Origin of the sequence: Anaerococcoides asporogena, assembly GCF_029590275.1 — a bacterium.
Classification (GTDB): Bacteria; Bacillota; Clostridia; order Clostridiales; family Clostridiaceae; genus JG1575.
In genome coordinates, this window is sequence record NZ_CP120965.1 from 855,895 (window position 1) to 874,151 (window position 18,257).

At 51.9% G+C, this 18,257-nt stretch carries 15 protein-coding genes; 13 read left to right on the forward strand and 2 right to left on the reverse strand.

Annotated features, from left to right (window positions below; all coding sequences use genetic code 11):
* Nucleotides 1–12: 12 nt before the first annotated feature.
* From pyk to P6M73_RS04085, 6 genes are all read left to right on the forward strand, one after another.
* Nucleotides 13–1,782 carry a pyruvate kinase gene (gene pyk / locus P6M73_RS04060; RefSeq protein WP_277854850.1) on the forward strand — a complete coding sequence of 590 codons (1,770 nt, stop codon included), beginning with the start codon at nt 13–15 and terminating at the stop codon, nt 1,780–1,782.
* Nucleotides 1,783–2,297: 515 nt separating this feature from the next.
* Nucleotides 2,298–4,304: a flavocytochrome c gene (locus tag P6M73_RS04065; RefSeq protein WP_277854851.1), complete on the forward strand. Its 2,007-nt coding sequence runs from the start codon at nt 2,298–2,300 to the stop codon at nt 4,302–4,304.
* A gap of 161 nt (nt 4,305–4,465) precedes the next feature.
* On the forward strand, nt 4,466–6,220 hold the full coding sequence (locus P6M73_RS04070) for an ABC transporter ATP-binding protein (RefSeq protein ID WP_277854852.1): 1,755 nt from the start codon (nt 4,466–4,468) through the stop codon (nt 6,218–6,220).
* On the forward strand, nt 6,159–7,964 hold the full coding sequence (locus tag P6M73_RS04075) for an ABC transporter ATP-binding protein (protein ID WP_277854853.1): 1,806 nt from the start codon (nt 6,159–6,161) through the stop codon (nt 7,962–7,964). The genes P6M73_RS04070 and P6M73_RS04075 overlap by 62 nt, the downstream gene beginning before the upstream one ends.
* A gap of 285 nt (nt 7,965–8,249) precedes the next feature.
* The gene (locus P6M73_RS04080; protein WP_277854854.1) at nt 8,250–8,864 is read left to right on the forward strand and encodes a ribonuclease domain-containing protein; all 615 of its coding nucleotides are present in this window, start codon (nt 8,250–8,252) and stop codon (nt 8,862–8,864) included.
* Complete coding sequence (locus P6M73_RS04085; RefSeq protein WP_277854855.1) at nt 8,864–9,208, forward strand: barstar family protein; 345 nt, start codon at nt 8,864–8,866, stop codon at nt 9,206–9,208. The genes P6M73_RS04080 and P6M73_RS04085 overlap by 1 nt, the downstream gene beginning before the upstream one ends.
* 221 nt (nt 9,209–9,429) lie before the next feature.
* Here P6M73_RS04085 and P6M73_RS04090 read toward each other — a convergent pair whose 3' ends face one another.
* Both P6M73_RS04090 and P6M73_RS04095 read right to left on the reverse strand, forming a co-directional pair.
* On the reverse strand, nt 9,430–10,116 hold the full coding sequence (locus P6M73_RS04090; RefSeq protein WP_277854856.1) for a hypothetical protein: 687 nt from the start codon (nt 10,114–10,116) through the stop codon (nt 9,430–9,432).
* Between the two features lie 48 nt (nt 10,117–10,164).
* Nucleotides 10,165–11,103, reverse strand: a complete 939-nt coding sequence (locus P6M73_RS04095; RefSeq protein WP_277854857.1) for a DsbA family protein — start codon at nt 11,101–11,103, stop codon at nt 10,165–10,167.
* Between the two features lie 196 nt (nt 11,104–11,299).
* Here P6M73_RS04095 and P6M73_RS04100 point away from each other — a divergent pair, with 196 nt between their 5' ends.
* The 7 genes from P6M73_RS04100 to P6M73_RS04130 all read left to right on the forward strand — a co-directional run bounded on the left by P6M73_RS04100 (nt 11,300) and on the right by P6M73_RS04130 (nt 18,248).
* A complete protein-coding gene (locus P6M73_RS04100; protein ID WP_277854858.1) occupies nt 11,300–11,863 on the forward strand; it encodes a pyridoxamine 5'-phosphate oxidase family protein in 564 nt (187 codons plus the stop codon).
* Nucleotides 11,860–12,135 (forward strand): DUF1905 domain-containing protein, encoded by a 276-nt coding sequence (locus tag P6M73_RS04105; protein ID WP_277854859.1) that lies wholly within the window; start codon nt 11,860–11,862, stop codon nt 12,133–12,135. Before P6M73_RS04100 ends, P6M73_RS04105 begins: the two co-directional genes overlap by 4 nt.
* Nucleotides 12,136–12,155: 20 nt before the next feature.
* Nucleotides 12,156–13,604, forward strand: a complete 1,449-nt coding sequence (gene rlmD / locus P6M73_RS04110; RefSeq protein WP_277854860.1) for a 23S rRNA (uracil(1939)-C(5))-methyltransferase RlmD — start codon at nt 12,156–12,158, stop codon at nt 13,602–13,604.
* 93 nt (nt 13,605–13,697) lie between these two features.
* Complete coding sequence (locus P6M73_RS04115) at nt 13,698–13,967, forward strand: RNA polymerase alpha subunit C-terminal domain-containing protein (RefSeq protein WP_277854861.1); 270 nt, start codon at nt 13,698–13,700, stop codon at nt 13,965–13,967.
* Nucleotides 13,968–14,011: 44 nt separating this feature from the next.
* The gene (locus P6M73_RS04120; protein ID WP_277854862.1) at nt 14,012–14,422 is read left to right on the forward strand and encodes a hypothetical protein; all 411 of its coding nucleotides are present in this window, start codon (nt 14,012–14,014) and stop codon (nt 14,420–14,422) included.
* A gap of 195 nt (nt 14,423–14,617) precedes the next feature.
* Nucleotides 14,618–15,790 carry a 23S rRNA (uracil(1939)-C(5))-methyltransferase RlmD gene (gene rlmD, locus P6M73_RS04125; RefSeq protein ID WP_277854863.1) on the forward strand — a complete coding sequence of 391 codons (1,173 nt, stop codon included), beginning with the start codon at nt 14,618–14,620 and terminating at the stop codon, nt 15,788–15,790.
* Between the two features lie 463 nt (nt 15,791–16,253).
* Nucleotides 16,254–18,248 (forward strand): Eco57I restriction-modification methylase domain-containing protein, encoded by a 1,995-nt coding sequence (locus tag P6M73_RS04130; RefSeq protein WP_277854864.1) that lies wholly within the window; start codon nt 16,254–16,256, stop codon nt 18,246–18,248.
* Nucleotides 18,249–18,257 lie beyond the last annotated feature (9 nt).

The following is an 18,257-nucleotide window of genomic DNA, read 5'->3' on the forward strand; positions in this document are numbered from 1 at the left end:
GAAGGAGAACCTATGTTAAGAAAAACCAAGATTGTCTGTACCATCGGACCGGCAACGGATTCCGAAGAAATGATCGGAAAATTGTTTGATTCGGGGATGAATGTTTCCCGCCATAACTTTTCCCACGGCAACCATGACTCCCACCGCGCCACCATGGAGCGGGTGCGCAAGGTGGCTGGGGAGAAGCATCTCAACTACGCCATCCTTCTCGACACCAAGGGACCGGAGATCCGGGCCCGGGACTTCAAGAACGGCAAGGTGATCCTGCAGGAAGGCACGGAAGTTACAGTGGTCGGCGGTGAGGATTTCCTCGGGGATGAAACCCGCTTTGCCGTCACCTACAAGGATCTGGCCAAAGTCATGGAACCGGGCAAGCATATTCTGCTCAATGACGGTCTGGTTGATCTGGAGGTTACGGCGATTGTCGGCAATGAGGTGAAAACCATTGTGCGCAACACCGGAGAGATCAGCAACCGCAAAAGCTCGAATCTGCCCGGCGTCAAAACCAATCTGCCGGCTCTGACTGAACAGGACAAGAAAGACCTGGCCTTTGGCGCGGAGTTTGGCGTGGACATTATCGCCGCTTCTTTTATCCGCAAGGGCTCCGATGTTCTGGAGATCCGCAAGGTGCTCCACGAGCTGAATGCTTCCCACATCCACATCTATTCCAAGATCGAGAATGAAGAAGGCGTGGAAAACGTTGATGAGATCATCAAGTACTCTGACGGCATCATGGTGGCACGTGGCGACATGGGGGTGGAAATTCCCATCGAGCGGGTGCCTATGATCCAGAAGATGATCATTCAAAAATGCAATGCGGCCGGGAAGCCCGTGATCACCGCTACTCAGATGCTCGACTCCATGGTGCGCAATCCTCGTCCGACCCGGGCTGAGGTTTCAGACGTCGCCAATGCCATCATGGATGGTTCCGACGCCGTGATGCTTTCCGGTGAAACCGCCTCCGGCGAATGGCCGGTGGAAGCGGTTCAGACCATGGCGGATATCGCCCTGGCCACTGAGTCTCAGATCAACTACAATAACCTGCTGACCCAGCTGCTGAAAAACCAGACCAATACAGTTCAGTCCGCTATTTCCGCCGCGGTCTGCACCACCGCCAACAAGCTGGAAACCAAAGCCATCATTACCGGAACCACCAGCGGTTCAACCGCCCGCAACATTGCCAAGTTCCGGCCCAAGTCCACCATCATTGCGGTAACCCCCGTGGAAGCAGTGGCCCGAAAGCTGGCCTGTACCTGGGGTGTTTATCCCATCGTATCCGAGACCTTTGAGTCCACCGATGAACTGATCGAAAAGACGACAGCCGCAGCCAAAGCTCAGGGCTTTGTTCAGGACGGGGACCTGGTCGTCATTTCCGCCGGCATTCCGGTTAACTTTAAGGGCTCCACCAATATGATGAAGATCCACATCATCGGGGATGTCCTCCTGGAAGGCAAGGGACTTGAGCCCATCAAGCGCCAGGTCTCCGGCATTGCCACCATCGTGCACTCTCCCCTGGAAGCGGAAAATCGGGTCGAAGCCGGTTCCATTTTGGTAGTCCATGATCTGATTCCGGACTACCTGCCCCATCTGCATGAAGCCGAAGGCGTCGTCGTGGAAGCGGAATCCATCAGCCCGGAAGTCACCATCGAAGTACTGAAGATGGAGATCCCGATTGTGTACGCTGCCCGCGAAGCCACCCATCGCCTCAAGGACGGCACCATGATCACCGTGGACGGCAAAGTGGGCATCGTCACCAGCGGCAAGAGCAGCGCTCATTCATAAAAAATTAACATTTGAACTGAAATCAAGAAAAAGTGAGTCGTAGCAACGGTTAAACAAGATTCAGTTCTTTCGTTAACAAAAATATAACAAAATGTTATCAAAAGATTTACATTTACCTCTCGAATCTTTGTTCTCCATTTGTTATTCTGTTAGTACGAAGTCGAATCAATGGCAACTGATTCTATTCACCCTGAAAAAAGCACCCAACCCGGGTGCTTTTTTTATTTATCATCATTTTCCTGATTCACGGAACCAAGGGTCTGGTTCACGGGGAAAAGATTCACGGAATGAAGGGACCGCATCACCGGGCGGAAGTCTTATGGACTGAGGGGAGGGATGGAGGCTGGGATATGCAATAATATTCATGAGAGTGGGATGCTAACTATTCCTTTGGTTCTGAAAAAACATTGACAATACTTATCAAATGAAGCCGTTCCATTGTATTGATGTATTGACAAATGTATAATTATACGTGAAAACAATATCACATACGGTCGTGTTAAGGATGAAAGAAGATGAATCTGAAAAAGCGAGTGATGAGCCTGATGGTGGCTGGTCTGATGACCGCCGGTCTGGCGGCTTGTGCGACAACACCACCTACCACCACACCGGCTGGAACAGCGGCACCGACTACCACAGCAGTGGCGACCACTACTCCCTCAACCACCCCGCCGGCAACGACCGCCCCAACCGGTGAGATTAAGTTCAAGCCGGGTACTTACAAGGGAGAAGCAGAAGGCTTCCACGGACCGATCAAGGTGGAAGTAACGCTGTCGGAGACGGCGATTACGGATATCAAGGTGGAGCAGACGGAGACGGAGGGTGTCGGCGATAAGGCCATTGAGAGCATCGTGGCGCTGATCAAGTCCGGCACAACCCTGAAAGTGGATGCGGTGTCCGGCGCGACTTACTCCAGCAAAGGAATCCTGGAAGCGGTAACGGCTGCCCTGACCAGTGCCGGCGCAGACATTGAAGCTCTCAAGAACAAGACGGCCGGACCCGGGGGGACTACCGGCGATGTTGAGAAGACGACGGATGTCGTGATCATTGGCGGCGGCGGCGCCGGCTTATCGGCGGCCATGTCAGCCCATGAAAACGGCGCGAAAGTCATTGTTCTGGAAAAGATGTCCCGACTGGGTGGAAACACCATCATTTCCGGAGCGGCCTACAATGCGGCGGATCCCAAGCGCCAGGCAGCTCTGACGATGACTGACCTGGAGAAAAAGACGGTGGAAGGCATTCTGGAAATGACCTTTGACGATGCCAAGGTCAAAACCTGGCAGGAAACCCTGAAGCAGGAATGGAAGGAATACACGGACTCCAAGAAGACCACGCTGTTTGACTCTCCCTCCATGCACAAGCTGCAGACCTATCTGGGCGGAGACAAAAAGGGCAATCCGGAGCTGATCGATGTCCTGTGTGAAAACACCTATCCCACCATCGAGTGGCTGGAAGCCAAGGGCATGCTGTTCAAAGACTATATCTTCACCGTTCTGGGCGGTCTGTGGAGCCGGGCGCACAAGCCAGAGAAACCGCTGGGCACCGGATTTGTCCAGACCTATGAGGACTACATCGAAAAGAACAAGGCCGACATCGAAGTGCTGCTGGATACCAAGGCCGAAGATCTGATCATGGAAGGCGGCAAGATCGTTGGCGTCATCGCTCAGGGCAAGACCGGCAAGGTCACCGTCCGGGCTTCCAAGGGCGTCATAATCGCCACCGGCGGATTTGGCGCCAATGTGGAAATGCGCAATAAGTACAATACTTCCTTGTGGCCGGATCTGACCAACATCAAGACCACCAACCACACCGGAGCCACCGGCGACGGAATCGCCATGGCGGAAAAGGTCAATGCCGGCTTTACCGGAATGGAATACATTCAGCTTCTGCCCATGGGCGACCCGGAGACCGGATCCCTCAGCGGCAACATTGAGCAGGGCGTGCAGAACCGGATTTTCGTCAACAAGGAAGGCAAGCGGTTTGTGGATGAAGGGGCCCGGCGCGATGTCATGACCAAGGCGCTGATGGAACAGACGGACTCCTACATGTGGGTCATCGTCGACAAGAACTCCTATCCCACCGGCGACACCATCAACAACTTCAACGAATCCATTGATGATCTGGTCGCAGCCGGACGCGCCTTCAAGGGCGAAACCCTGGAAGAGCTGGCTGGAAAGATCGGCGTGGATCCCGCTGCCTTCGTGAAATCCGTTGAGGACTTCAACAAAGCCGTTGACGGCGCCAAGGACGAGTTCGGCCGGACGCTGTTCGACAAGAAGCTCGACACCGCTCCGTTCTACGCCGGAGCCCGCGTCCCGACCGTTCACCACACCATGGGCGGCATCACCATCGATGCTCAGGCTCATGTGCTCGATCAGGACGGCAAGGCCATCCCCGGTCTGTACGCAGCCGGAGAAGTCACGGGCGGCATTCACGGCACCAACCGTCTGGGCGGCAATGCCCTGGCTGATATCAACGTCTTCGGCCGGATCGCCGGACAGAACGCGGCAGGAGCCAAATAATCTGACCGTATCTCAGAACAGAATTCAACCGAAAGCCGGGGCCGATGGTCCCGGCTTTGCTCTCGGAATTAGTGTTTCTCTTTTCGGAAAACTGTATGGTTTTGCAGAATACTCTTGGAAGGGGTCGGTATAATGGGGAGTGTATGAAAGAGGTGAACTACATGGGAAGAAAATTTCTGCGGGAGTTTTTCCGTAAAAATGCCTGGAGCTATCTGGCGGGTATCGCGCTGATGCTGATCTCCACCCGGATCCGGCTGTACTACCCGGAATACGTCGGGGACGCGACGGATTATCTGGCATCGGGCGGTGCGGACTGGGCCGGACTGTCCCGCTTTATCTATCCGCTCATCGCCGTGGCGCTGATTTCCTTTGCCGGGGCCTATGTCTGGCGCTATCTGATTGTGGGAAATGCCCGCAAACTGCAGCGGGAGCTGTCGGCGCTGGTGTTCTCCAACTTCCAGGAGCTGTCCCAGTCCTTCTACAACAAGCGCAAGACCGGCGATCTGATCGCCTACAACATCAACGATGTCAACGCGGTGCGCATGGCCTTCGGGCCGGCCCTGATCATGTCCATCAACGGCTTTGCCATGATCTCGATCTCAACCCTGGGCATGGTGCAGCGCCTGGGGGGATGGACGACCTTCCATATCCTGGCGCCGATTCCTGTGGTTGTTGTGGCCATGGTGTTGTTGGGCAAGCAGATCCGGGCTCGGTTCCGCAAGGTGCAGGAAGCCTTCGGTTCCATCTCGGACCGGGTCAATGAGAACATCAACGGCATCCGGGTTATTAAAGCCTACGTCCAGGAAGATCAGGAGATGGAGCGGTTCATGGATCTTTCTCAGACCATGGCCCTGCGCAACCTGTCCATGGTTCGGGTATCCGGACTGCTTAACCCCATGGTTCAGGCCGGCTTTGCCGTGAGCTACGGTCTGTTCTTCATGGTCTGCGGTCCTCTGGTGGTGAACGGAACCATCAGCCTGGGCGATTTCACCGCCGTGGCCAATTACCTGAACATGATGCTGATTCCGGTTATGTTCATCGGACGGATCATCAACGTGATTCAGCGCGGCATGGCCTCCATGGGGCGGCTGGATGAACTGCTGGACTATCCCCACGAAATCACGGACGGCAGCGGCCTGGCCGCGGACATGAAGACGGGTCAGATCGATATCGTGGATCTGGATTTCATGTATCCGGGAACCGAGGTGCCGGTGCTGCGGGATCTGACGATCCACCTGCCCAACGGCAAGTCCCTGGGCATTCTGGGGGAGACCGGGTCAGGCAAAACCACCCTGGTCAACCTGCTGATGAAGGTCTACAACGTGCCAGACGGAAAAATTTTCCTGGACGGCCAGGACATCAACGATTACACCCTGCCGGTCCTGCTGGACCACATCGGCTATGTGCCCCAGGACAACTTCCTGTTCCATGACACCATTGACGCCAACATCCGGTTCTTCAAGGACATCTACACCCGGGATCAGGTGATCCAGGCGGCCAAGGACGCCCACATCAACAAGAGCATCGCAGGGCTCCCGGACGGCTATGATACGATCCTGGGCGAGCGGGGGGTTAATCTCTCCGGCGGCCAGAAGCAGCGCATCTCCATCGCCCGGGCGCTGATCCGCCATCCGATGATCCTGATCCTGGACGACGCCCTGTCGGCGGTGGATACGGTCACCGAAGCCAAGATTCTGGCCAGGCTGCGCAAGCTGCGGGCCGACCGCACCACCGTCATCGTGGCCCATCGCATCTCCGCGGTGATGGCTTGTGACGAAATCCTGGTTCTGGATGAACACACCATTCGGGAGCGGGGCACTCATGAGGAACTGCTGGAAAGGAGGGGACTCTACTTTGACATCTACAACTCACAGTACAAAGACCGAATCAAAGACACCGAAGAAGCCGACGCCTGATGGCTCTGGCGCCTTTGTCCGTCTGCTCGGCTACCTGAAGCCCCACCTGGTCCAGGTCATCGTGATCGGCCTCCTGATCGTGCTGGTGAATCTGACAACGCTGCTTAAGCCCTGGTTCATCAAGATCATCACGGACGAGTACCTGGTGGCCCGCCGTCTGGTCAGCTCCCAGGGGCTCCCGCTGTGGGGCATGGCACTCATCTACATGGCCATCATGATCCTGGGCATGGCGGCCTTCTACTTCCAGGTGCTGCTGATCACCAAGGTCGGACAGCTGGTGGCACGCAAGCTCCGCGAAACCGTCTTTACCTCGATTCAGCTCTTTCCTCTGAGCTATCTGGATAAAACCAGCGCGGGGCGGCTCATCACCCGAACCACCAATGACGTGGAAGCGGTGTCGGAGCTGTTCACCGACATTCTGGTCAGTCTGGTCAAGGACGTCATTCTCCTGGCCGGCGTCATCTTTGCCATGCTGCAGATGAATGTCGAGCTCACCCTGTGGTCGCTGATCGTGCTTCCGCCCATGCTGTTTGTCATTTTCTACATCCGCAAGATGATCCATGACAACTGGATTGAGCTGAAGGCCATTACCAGCCGGCTCAACGGTTTCATCGCCGAAAACATCTCGGGCATGAAGATCGTGCAGCTGTTCAACGGCAAGAAGGAAAAGTTCGAGGGCTTCAGCTATCTCAACAACGAGTATTTCCGGCGCTCGCTGATCCAGCTCAAAATGCATTCCCTGTCCGGCCCCTCGGCCAACGTCTTCGAAAGTCTGGCCACCGCGGTCATTCTGATTGTGGGAATGAACATGCTGCGCCGGGGCAGCGTCAACCTGGGCGATGTCATTGCGCTGACGCTCTATGTGCGGCAGTTCTTTGCGCCGCTGGCTGACCTGGCGGAGTCCTTCACCCAGATTGAATCGGCTCTGGTTTCCGCCACCCGGATTTTCGAGATTACGGATCAGACCGCCATTCTGGAGGAGCTGGACCGGGGACAGGAGCTCAAGGGCATGAAGGGCGACATTGAATTCCGCAATGTCTGGTTTGCCTACGAAGGGGAGAACTGGATCCTGAAGGATGTCAGCTTCCATGTAAGGCCGGGCGAGACCTTCGCCATCATCGGCGAGACCGGGTCGGGCAAGACCACCATCATATCCCTCTTGTCGGGCTTCTATGACATACAGAAAGGGCAGATTCTCATCGACGGCATCGACATCCGGGAGATCCGAAAACGGGATCTGCGCCGTCAGGTCGCCGTCGTGCTGCAGGATGTCTTCCTGTTCTCCGGCACCATCCGGGAGAATATCACCCTCAATGATTCAATTCCCCAGGAACGGATTGAAGACGCCATTGATAAATCCCATGCCCGCCCCATGATTGATCAGTTCGGTCAGGGACTGGAAGAACCCGTGATGGAACGCGGCGCCACCCTGTCCATGGGACAGCGGCAGCTGCTGTCCTTTGCCCGGGCCCTGGCCCATGACCCGGCCATCTTTGTCCTGGATGAGGCCACCGCCAACATCGATACCAAGACGGAGATCCTGATCCAGCAGGCCATTGAAACCATCTCCCAGGAACGCACCACCATCATCATCGCCCACCGGCTCTCCACCATTCGCAACGCCGACCTGATCCTGGTTCTGGCTGACGGCCGGATCATTGAGCAGGGCAGCCATGACCAGCTCATGGCCACCGCTTCGGTGTACCGCACCATGGTGGAAAAGGGCAGCTCACTGGCTTCCTGATCAGATACTGAAGCAGTGTTTCCTTATCCTCAGCGAGTCACTCTCAGCGAGTCAATCATCCGCGAGTCACTCTCAGCGGCAACCGCAGCATCTGGTTCCACGAGGAACCGGGAGCTGCGGCTGCCGCTTTCTTTCATGTCCTGGAGTTCTTCTCTTCGGACCAGATCCGGATCCGCTGAAGAAGCGTCGGCTGCACCCATTGTGAAAGGTGGATTCAGAATGATTCCAAACGTGGTAAAATAGAGAAAAAGAATGAATCGGCAGATTTCTGCCGGGGAGTTAAGTATGAAACAACGATGGAAGCATTATATTTCGGTCCTGCTGGTGCTGGTGGCGGCGTTTTCCCTGACGGGCTGCCAGAAGCTGGGCAGCCTGATCGAACAGGATCTAAGTAAGCCGATCACGCAGCTGACGAAACCGACTCTGACTGGGGCTCAAACCAAAGCCCAGACCCAGGCGCAGACCAGTCCCGGTACCAAGGCGGTCACGACGCCGCAAAACACGACACCGGTTCTGGGAGCGGGCCTGGCAGCCGTCACGGTCAAAGAGGACGGACGCTATACCACGAAACTGGAAGTAGCGGCCTATCTCTATCAGTTCGGGAAACTGCCATCCAATTACCTGACGAAGGGAGAGGCCAGGGATCGGGGATGGGTCGCGTCGAAGAGCAACCTGTGGAAGGTCACTAAGAAAATGAGCATCGGCGGGGACCGATTTGGGAACAATGAAGGTCTTCTTCCGAAAAAATCGGGCCGGCAGTATTACGAATGTGACATTGACTACCGTGGAGGTTCCCGGGGCGCCAAGCGCATCGTCTATTCCAACGACGGGCTGATTTTCTATACCGGGGATCATTACGAGACCTTTGAACAGCTGGCCGGACCGGCAGGAGGGAATTGATGGATCACAATCATCCGATGAAACAACGCATTACCCGGATCATCCGCCTGGATGGGGCCCGCATGACAGACCGTTCCGCCACGCATCACTACCTGCGGGAGGCCCTGGACTTTCCGGATTACTATGGCAACAATCTGGATGCCCTGTACGATCTGCTGACGGAGCCCGGTGCCCCTGTGAAAATCATTCTGTCCGATACGGCGGCACTTCTGGAGCACCAGCCGGACTACGGTCAGGCACTGCTCCAGGTCCTGGAGGATTGCGATACGGCCAATCCCGATCTACGGGTCGAGTTCCGGGAAGGACCACAGTCCGACCGGAGCTACCGGGTTTCGCTGAAATAATCCCGGGAGCGAACCAGCTGAAGGCTCTGAGCAGGCCGTACCGGATGGAAGCTGAGATGAACTGAGCTGAAATGAGCTGTACTGAACTTTAATGAGCTGAATATGAGATGAAATAAGATAAACATGAGATGAATAAGATAAACATGAGATGAAATAAGATGAACAGGAAAGCAGCCTGTGTCGCGTGACACAGGCTGCTTTCTTGTTCTTAGGATGCGGACTTATTTTCTGAACTGAGTTTCTTCCAGGAGCGGGGCATGTTCCAGTTCGATGGGCTGTCCATCCATGAGGAAGCGGACGCCGTCGATCCAGCCGTTGCGGTAGTCTTTCTGCAGGTAGCTCAGCACCAGGGCCTGGCTGTTGACGCCGCCGTTGGTGGTTCCCTGGAATACCTGGTTCCACTCGCTTTGTCCCTTGAGGTTTATGGTCACGATTTTTTTGTTGTTCACGGTCTTGATGGAGACCACTTCCATGTCGCGCTTCTCAAACAGAATCCGGGAGATTCCCCTGGTCAGGTCTTTCAGCTTGGTGGTCAGGGTAGCCTGGGGCTTGATGGCGACATAACCGGCGGTTTCTGTCTTCATCTCCGCATCCAGGGTAAAGACGGGGAAATACAGCATGCCGGCCGGACGCTGGCGGAAAGCAATGGCACTGTTATCCGGAGCCGTCTTGTCATCGGCGCCTTTTTTGAGGCTGGCGATCTCATCCTTGAGCGCGGAAATGGTTTCATCCGATTCCTGCTTCAGGGTGTCGTATTCCTCCAGTGTTACCGTCTGGCCGGAGCTCTTTGCGGTGTCGGTGCTCTGCCCGGTGCGGGGCGTTGTCTGCGGCTTTGCCACGGGCGCGGCACAGGCAGACAAAGCCAGGCTGCCAGCTAGAAGCCATATGGTGATTATTTTCTTTGTCATGAGAGCCTCCTGGGTAGCGACCGCCGGGCGGCCGTGAGTTGATCTGGTCTATTTGCGAACGATGTAGCGGCTGTTCAGATGTTCCTTGATTTCGTAGCTGTCCTCCGGCAGGTTGAGCTGAATGAAGGCTTCCACTGCTTCGGGTTCCAGGTCATACATGACTTCGATCTCCCGGAAAAAGATGGTGCGGGAGAGCTTGAACATGTCTTTCAGTTCGGGCAGCGGGGCGGCTTCGAGCTCTTCGCCGGCGATGTCCAGTAGAGCCTGCTCGTAGGTTTCAAAATCCTGCAGGCCGGCAACCCGGATTCCTTCGGTGCCTTCCTTCAGGAAGATCACAGTGGGGAAGGAGGTAGCGCCGAGCTGGCGGGAAAGGGTCAGGTCCTGATTGAGCAGAGCGCGGGCTTCAGTGGTCTTCATGTCTTCCACCATTTTCCGGCCGTTGCGGTCGTTCAGGTCCAAGACATTGGCCAGGACATCGTCCCGGCTGATGTTGCGGTTTTTCACCATAACTTCTTCGCGGATGGATCTCAGGAATCGCCGCGAGGAGGTGTCGGAAATCTGCTGAACCAGCTTGAACAGGATCGAGGCGGGGTAGGAGGAGCGCACCGGGTCTTTGTCCCAGAGCGTGCCGTCGATGGGCATGCCGAACTGAGCGGCAGCTTCGCGCCAGTGAATCCCGACGTCCTTGGGCTGACGGATGTCATTGCCTTCATCCGAGAAGCCATCCCAGGACTCCAGGAGTCCGCCCATAAGGATATGGGAATCAAAGTGCTGCCCGTACAGGGCGGTGAATTTTCTTAAAGCGGGTTCCGCCTGCCAGCAGTAGCAGCAGAGGGGATCCGTTACATAGATCATCTGGATCGCTTTGGAAGACTCCGGCAGTTGGATGGTTGCCGATCCTTCCGTTGCCGGAACGGAATCAGACATAGGGGTCATGACATCGCAGGTCCCGAGCTCCACATCACAGGCCATAGGTTGTTTTTCCATAGTATTCTCCTAAGTTTTTATTCGATACTTTAATCTTAGCGGATTGAGTGGGCTTGTCAATGAAACAATTTGAGGCGAAGGATGCAGAGGGTGTTTCAATGGTATAATTTTTATTATCAGAGGGATCAGGCAGGCAGGGAACCATCGATTCAGTGTGTAGTCCGCTGCCGGATCCAGCGTCAGGGAGGAAAGCGGCATGAGACGAAAAGACCGGGAAATGGATCGGGCCTTTGCTTTGGAGATCATCGATGAGGCAGCCTATGGGGTGATGGCCCTGGCAAAGGATGATCTGCCTTACGGACTGCCCCTGTCCCTGGTGCGGGATGGTGACCGGCTGCTGTTCCATACCGCCAGGGCCGGTCATAAATTGGAATGGGTGACGGATGGCGCTGCCGCCTGGGTCGTGTTTGTATCCAGAGTCAGGGTACCTGAACTGTTTGAGGAGTCCCAGCTGGACGCCATGCTGGCAGATCCAGAGCAGACGGGCCAGCTGGTGTCCTCCGTGTTCACCACGGAGTTTGCCTCGGCCATGGTGGGCGGAACCATCACGGAGGTCAGCGATGATTCGGAGAAGAAGCGGGCTCTGGAGCGGATCTGCCAAAAATATACGCCGGACAAGATGAAGTACTTTGAGGCGGCTGCTGCCTCGGGAATGGCTCTGACCCGGGTGTTTGCCCTATCCATGGAACAGGTCAGCGCCAAGCGCAAGAAATATGATCAGGCCGGGCAGGAGATGAAGTTCGGGCGGAGGGATGAATGAGCCGGCTCTATGAATTCAAGGCCATCATTCATCCCAATCCGGAGATGGACGCAGCCTATGTGGAATTCCCCTGGGATGTACGGCGGGAATTTGGCAAGGGCCGGGTGGCGGTCCATGCGACCTTTGACGGCTATCCCTATGACGGACAGCTGGTCCGCATGGGCACTGCCTGCCACATCATCGGAATTCGCAAGGAAATCCGGCAGAAGATCGGAAAAGGACCGGGCGACGAAATTTTCGTGACAATCCGGGAACGGAATCAAAATGATTGAACCAATACAGGGAGAAACCAATGAAGCAAACACAGGAGCGGCCAGCCCGCCAGAAAAAAAAGAACAGGAATCATCCCGGCAGTTCGACTGCCGCTGACTTTACCGCGCCCGTGCAGAAGAACGATGTGATTGAAGCGCAGGTGCTGGCACAGGGTGTCGGCGGGGAAGGCGTCGTCCGGCTTCAGGACTTCCCTTTGTTTATCAACGGGGTGCTGCCCGGGGAGAAGATCCGGGCCCGGGTGGTCCGGGTCAACCGCAGTCACGGCTTTGCCCGGCTGGAGGAAGTACTGGTGTCATCCAGTGATCGGGTGGAGCCGCCTTGTCCGTATTTCGGCCGCTGCGGCGGCTGTGATCTGCAGCATCAGGCGTATGAAGCGCAGCTGGCTTTTAAGACGGAGCGGGTAAAGGATTGCTTCCAGCGCATCGGCGGCTTGGCCGATCCCGTCGTGGAACCGGCCATTGGCATGGAGCAGCCCTGGCGCTACCGCAACAAGGTCCAGATGCCCATCGGACGCCGAGACGGAGAAGTCCGGGTGGGATTCTACCGCGGACGCTCTCATGAGATCATCGATATCAAGGAATGCCTGATCCAGAACGAGCCCTCCGACCGAATCGCCGAAGCCGTGCGCCATTGGATCAAAGAACGGAATATTGCGGTACTGGACCGGGAAGACGAGATCATTCCCGGGGCAGTCAGGCACCTGCTCATCCGGGAAGCGCGCTATACCGGCCAGATGCTGGTTGTTCTGGTGGCCACATCAGCGGAAGTGCCTCATCTGGAAGAACTGGTTCGTGATTTGCGCCTGGCCGTACCTCAGATCCGGGGACTTGTTTTGAACCTCAATGACGCCGTAACCAATCGGGTTCTGGGCGAAATCAACCACACGGTCTGGGGCGAGGCAACCATCGAGGATACCATCGGCGATATTCGCTACCGCATCTCTCCTCATTCCTTCTTCCAGGTCAATCCGGAGCAGACCCGGCGCATGTACGACAAAGTCGTGGAGCTGGCTCAGCCAAACGGAGACGAACATGTTCTCGACCTGTACTGCGGCGCCGGGACCATCGCATTATACCTTGCGCGCCATGCCGCCCGCGTGACCGGCGTAGAAATCGTCCGCGAAGCCATCGCAGATGCCAACTATAACAAGACCCTCAACAACCTCCCCCAGGTCGAGTTCATCCACGGCAAATCAGAAGATCTGATCCAGCAGCTCATGACCGAATCCAGAGAACCCGATCTTGTGGTAGTGGATCCCCCCCGAAAAGGCTGTGACGAGTCCCTCCTCCAGGCTATCGGCCACTCCGGCATCCAGCGCCTGATCTATGTCTCCTGCGATCCTGCCACCCTGGCCCGCGATGCGAAGATCCTGTGCACCTTCGGCTTCCACCCCGCACACATCCAGCCCTATGACAATTTTCCTCAGACCCAGCACGTTGAGACCGTCGTCTTGATGACAAGAGAGTAAGATCGATCAATGAGTAGAATCCGATCTCTAAAACAGAGTGTAGAAAGTAGTCGGAGGTATTATTTATGACTGAGAGAATGAGTCTTAGAACTTGTGAAAAGGGACATAAATATTATAAAAACCAGTGATTGCCCAACGTGTCCGATCTGCAACGCAGAGAATAAGCCCGAATTTGGCTTCCTGTCGAAATTAGGCTCTCCTGCAAGAAACGCATTAGTTCACGAAGGGATTGATACGTTGCAAAAGCTCTCAAACTATACAGAGAAGGAAATATTGAATATACATGGAATCGGACCAGCATCCTTGCCCATCATGAGATCGCTCCTCAAAGAAGCGGGGCTTTCATTTAATAAAGATAAGTAAAGTTGGATTTCTAAAAAAAAAGCAAAGAGAGGCAGGAAGTTAGGATGAAAGTGAAAGCATTGAAAATTGACCATGAGTATTATCTTTATCCAGAAGGATATCCGGAGCTGCATCAAATGGGGGCGTATCAGAATACGACGGAAAGCCGGTTTGTGCACCTCGTGCAGTTGCTGGATGATAATTGTGTAGAACCCTACTTCATTGAATCGGAACAGGCAGATTGCTATCTGAATGTTTCCCGGATGGAGAAACTCCGGGAAAGCGAAGTGACAATTTTGTCGAAGGAAGAATACGATCAGAGACTGGTCGAGTGCATTGCCAGGATCTGCACGGACTGCGTTCATTATATAGATGATCAGAAGGGAGACAATCTGGAGGGGCACAGAAACAAGCTGAGCCTGGATGGCAACTGCTTTTTTAAGGAGCCAGTCGAGGAAAAGGATACCATGTTCTAATTCTGTGGCGAAACCTCGAGCATGACATCAGCAGGTACTTGTCGGCAGGCTGTCAGACGTTTCAATCAGCCGACAGATCGGAACGAATTAGTACAAGTCTGGATCTCTGCAACCCTTTCGATACTACAAAGGTGTTGCAGAGATCCAGTTCGCTCAATCAAAATCAGACGCCGGAATCACCGGGAAAGACATAGAATGAATAAAACACAATTAGTTAACGTGAAACCGCCTTGTATATACTATGAACGCTGTGGAGGATGCCAGCTCCAGCACTTGTCCAATGAAAGCCAGAATCAGGTGAAGCAGGAGATCGCTGAGAAGTATCTGAGCTCCTTCGGGAAGGTGGAAGACATCCTGGTAATGGAGCATCCGTATGAGTATCGCAACAAGATTCAGTACTCCTTCGGATATGGAAGAAAGAAAGAGCTGATCGCAGGCATGTACGCTGAGAACTCTCATTCCATCATTGATATTGATCAGTGCATCATTCAGGATCCTCAAGCGGACCGAATCATCCATACCACCAAAAAGATCATGAAAAAATACAAGATGGAGCCGTATCAGGAAGATCGTGAAACCGGCTTTCTTCGCCATGTTCTGATCCGGACTGGCTTTACCACCGGAGAAGTCATGGTGGTGCTCGTAACAGCTCATTCGATCTTTACCGGTAAGAAAAACTTCATTCAGCTTCTGACGAAGGAACACCCGGAGATTACGACTATCATCATGAACATTAACAACCGAAGTACCTCCATGATCCTGGGGGATAAGGAAACCACGATCTCTGGCAAGGGGTATATCGAGGATATCCTTTGCGGCATGAGATTCCGGATTTCCTCCAAGTCCTTCTATCAGATCAATCCCAAGCAGACGGAAGTTCTATACAACACGGCTCTGAAAATGGCTGATTTTAAGGGGAACGAAAGAATCCTGGATGCCTATTCAGGGATCGGTACCATTTCACTGATTGCAGCCAGACAAGTCAGAGAAGTCATTGGCGTTGAAGTTAACCCGGATGGCGTACGCGATGCCATCAAGAATGCACAGACCAATCAGGTGAACAATGTGCATTTTTATCAGGCAGACGCAGGCGAGTTTATGCAAGAGCTGGCCAGGAGGAACGAACCCATTGATGCAGTAATCATGGATCCTCCCAGATCCGGCAGCGACGAGACATTCTTAAATTCGTTATGCAGCCTGAAGCCCCAAAAGATCATCTACATTTCCTGCAACCCTGAAACCCAGGCCAGAGACTTGGAATATCTGCTGAGTCACGGGTACCGCGTTCAGAAGATCCAGCCCGTTGACATGTTCCCTCAAACGTCGCACGTTGAGACGGTAGTCTTGATCACAAGAGAAAATAAATAAAAGGCTTGGAAAGGCCTGATATCAGCGGTTTCCAGACATTCGGTTATTTTCACCGTAGGCTGGAAACCATTTTTCATCATATCCATAGTCTCGGGGGAATTTTTACTTCAGGAGTCAAAAAAGGATAGGGTTGAGACTACAGATATGCTTTTTGCTTTGGCGAGACTACAGACAGGATGTAATAGACTGCTGAGGCTATGGATGTGATGCCATGAATATTTTTGATTTTATTCTTTATAGGCAAAGAACATCCGATCCCTTTCAAAATGCAATACAAACAATCTGTCCACCTGCCGTGATATAATTATAAAAAATAGTTGCAATTTTTATCAATATTTTCGATTAGTTAAATACTAAAAGACCAATTTATTATGGGGGGGTTAAAATGAACTATGATACTCTCCGCGCTTTGCATATGAAATAAAAAAGCGTCATTTGAATTAATCAGAAAGGAATTTTTTGGATGGAAAGTCTAATTCAACTTCGCGAATATCCAATTAAGGACGTTTTAAAACAACTCCTTATAGATAAAACAACTAAGGGTAATATAGTATTCGCAACTACCAGTTATGAACATTTCGGAGATATGTACGCACCACAGGAACATATATATGAGGATAGTATCCTTGGTTTGGAATCCTGTGAAATTCAGCCTAGAATATCAAAATCTAAGCATCAACAAAGAGAGAGAACTAAAGAAAAGGCTGAAGTCTTTACTCCATCATGGATCTGCAATAAGATCAATAATTACTGTGATAATGATTGGTTTCAATGTAAAGATGTTTTTAACATTGAAAAGGAAGACAACACCTGGGTCATCAATGAAGAGAAGGTGAAGTTTCCTAGTAATAAAACGTGGAAGGAATATGTCGACGCTAGATATATTGAAATCACTTGTGGTGAAGCGCCATTCCTTGTTTCTCGGTATGACCCAGCCACAGGTGAAATAATTTTACCGATAAATCGACGGATAGGGGTGCTTGATCGTAAATTAAAAGTAGTTTCGGAAAACACAACATCAAAAGAAGAGTGGATGAAGTGGGTAATTAGGGCCTACCAAAGTGTTTATGGATATGAATGGCAAGGGGATAGCTTGCTAATAGCAAGGATTAACCTTTTGCTTACTTTTGTGGATTATATGATTCAAATTTGGGGTGAAAAACCAACTTATATAGAAATTAATAAAATAACCAACATAATCAGTTGGAATATATGGCAAATGAACGGTTTAAATGCATCTCTACCATATTCGGACCAGGAAAAAACATTACGTCAAATGAGTGTATTTGACAATAAGCAATCTAATTTACCACATAAGAATCCCGTCTTAACTCAAATTTATGATTGGCGAAAAAAAAGATCATTTGAATTTAGTAGTGTCGAGGAGAGTGACGAAATGGCGAAATTATTTAGTTATTGTATTGGAAATCCACCCTATCAAGAAGAAACGTCAGAAGAATCGGAATATAATGGCCAAAAATCAAAAAAAAATATTTTCCATTATTTTCAAATTCAAGCTGATAAGATAACAAAGGAAGGTTCTGCACTAATTTACCCGGGAGGAAGATGGATTCATAGGTCCGGGAAAGGTTTGACGCAGTTTGGTTTAGCTACGATAAATGATCCTAAGCTTGCGCGTCTTGATTTTTATCCAAATTCGAAAGAACTTTTTAGTAGTAATGAAATTACAGATGGTATATCTATCGTAGTTAAGAAAAAAAATAAAGTAACACCTACATTTGAATATTCATATATTCTTAAAGGGAAAAAACAATCAGTAAGTATTGAATATCCTGGGGAGGATTTGATTCCTTTAAATCCGGATGATATGCCTATAGCTTCCAAGATCGATAATTTTGTAAAAATGAATAAATTGGAATATTTAAATAAAGCGATATTACCACGTACCCTTTTTGGCATCGAGAGCAATTTTGTACAAAAAAACCCATTTAAAGTCAGAGAATTTAGAGAGGGAAAAGATTTTAATCCTGAAGAAGAAATAAAGGTATTAGCCAATGACAAAGCTGGTTCAGCTGGACGGGCTGTTTGGTTTATCGCTTCAAAGGGCCTTATCAAGAAGAATATTGACTACATTTCACAGTGGCAAGTTGTGGTTTCAAGTGCTCATGGTGGTGGTCAAGACGGCCGTGATAACCAATTGGAAATAATTGATAATAAGAGTGTATTTGGACGATCAAGAGTAGCATTGAAATCATTCCCCACAGAATTAGAAGCAAAGAACTTTTACAACTATATGAAGACGGATTTAGTCAAATTTACATTCTTGTTAACAGATGAAGCCTTAACATCGTTAGGTAAAAGGGTACCGGATTTGTTAAATTATGATTTTAGCAGTAAATTTCTCGACTTTAATTTTGATTTGAATAAACAGCTATTTCATAAAATTGGATTATCAAGCGAAGAAATTGATTATATTTCGACTAGAATAAGAGATTGAGGTAACTAA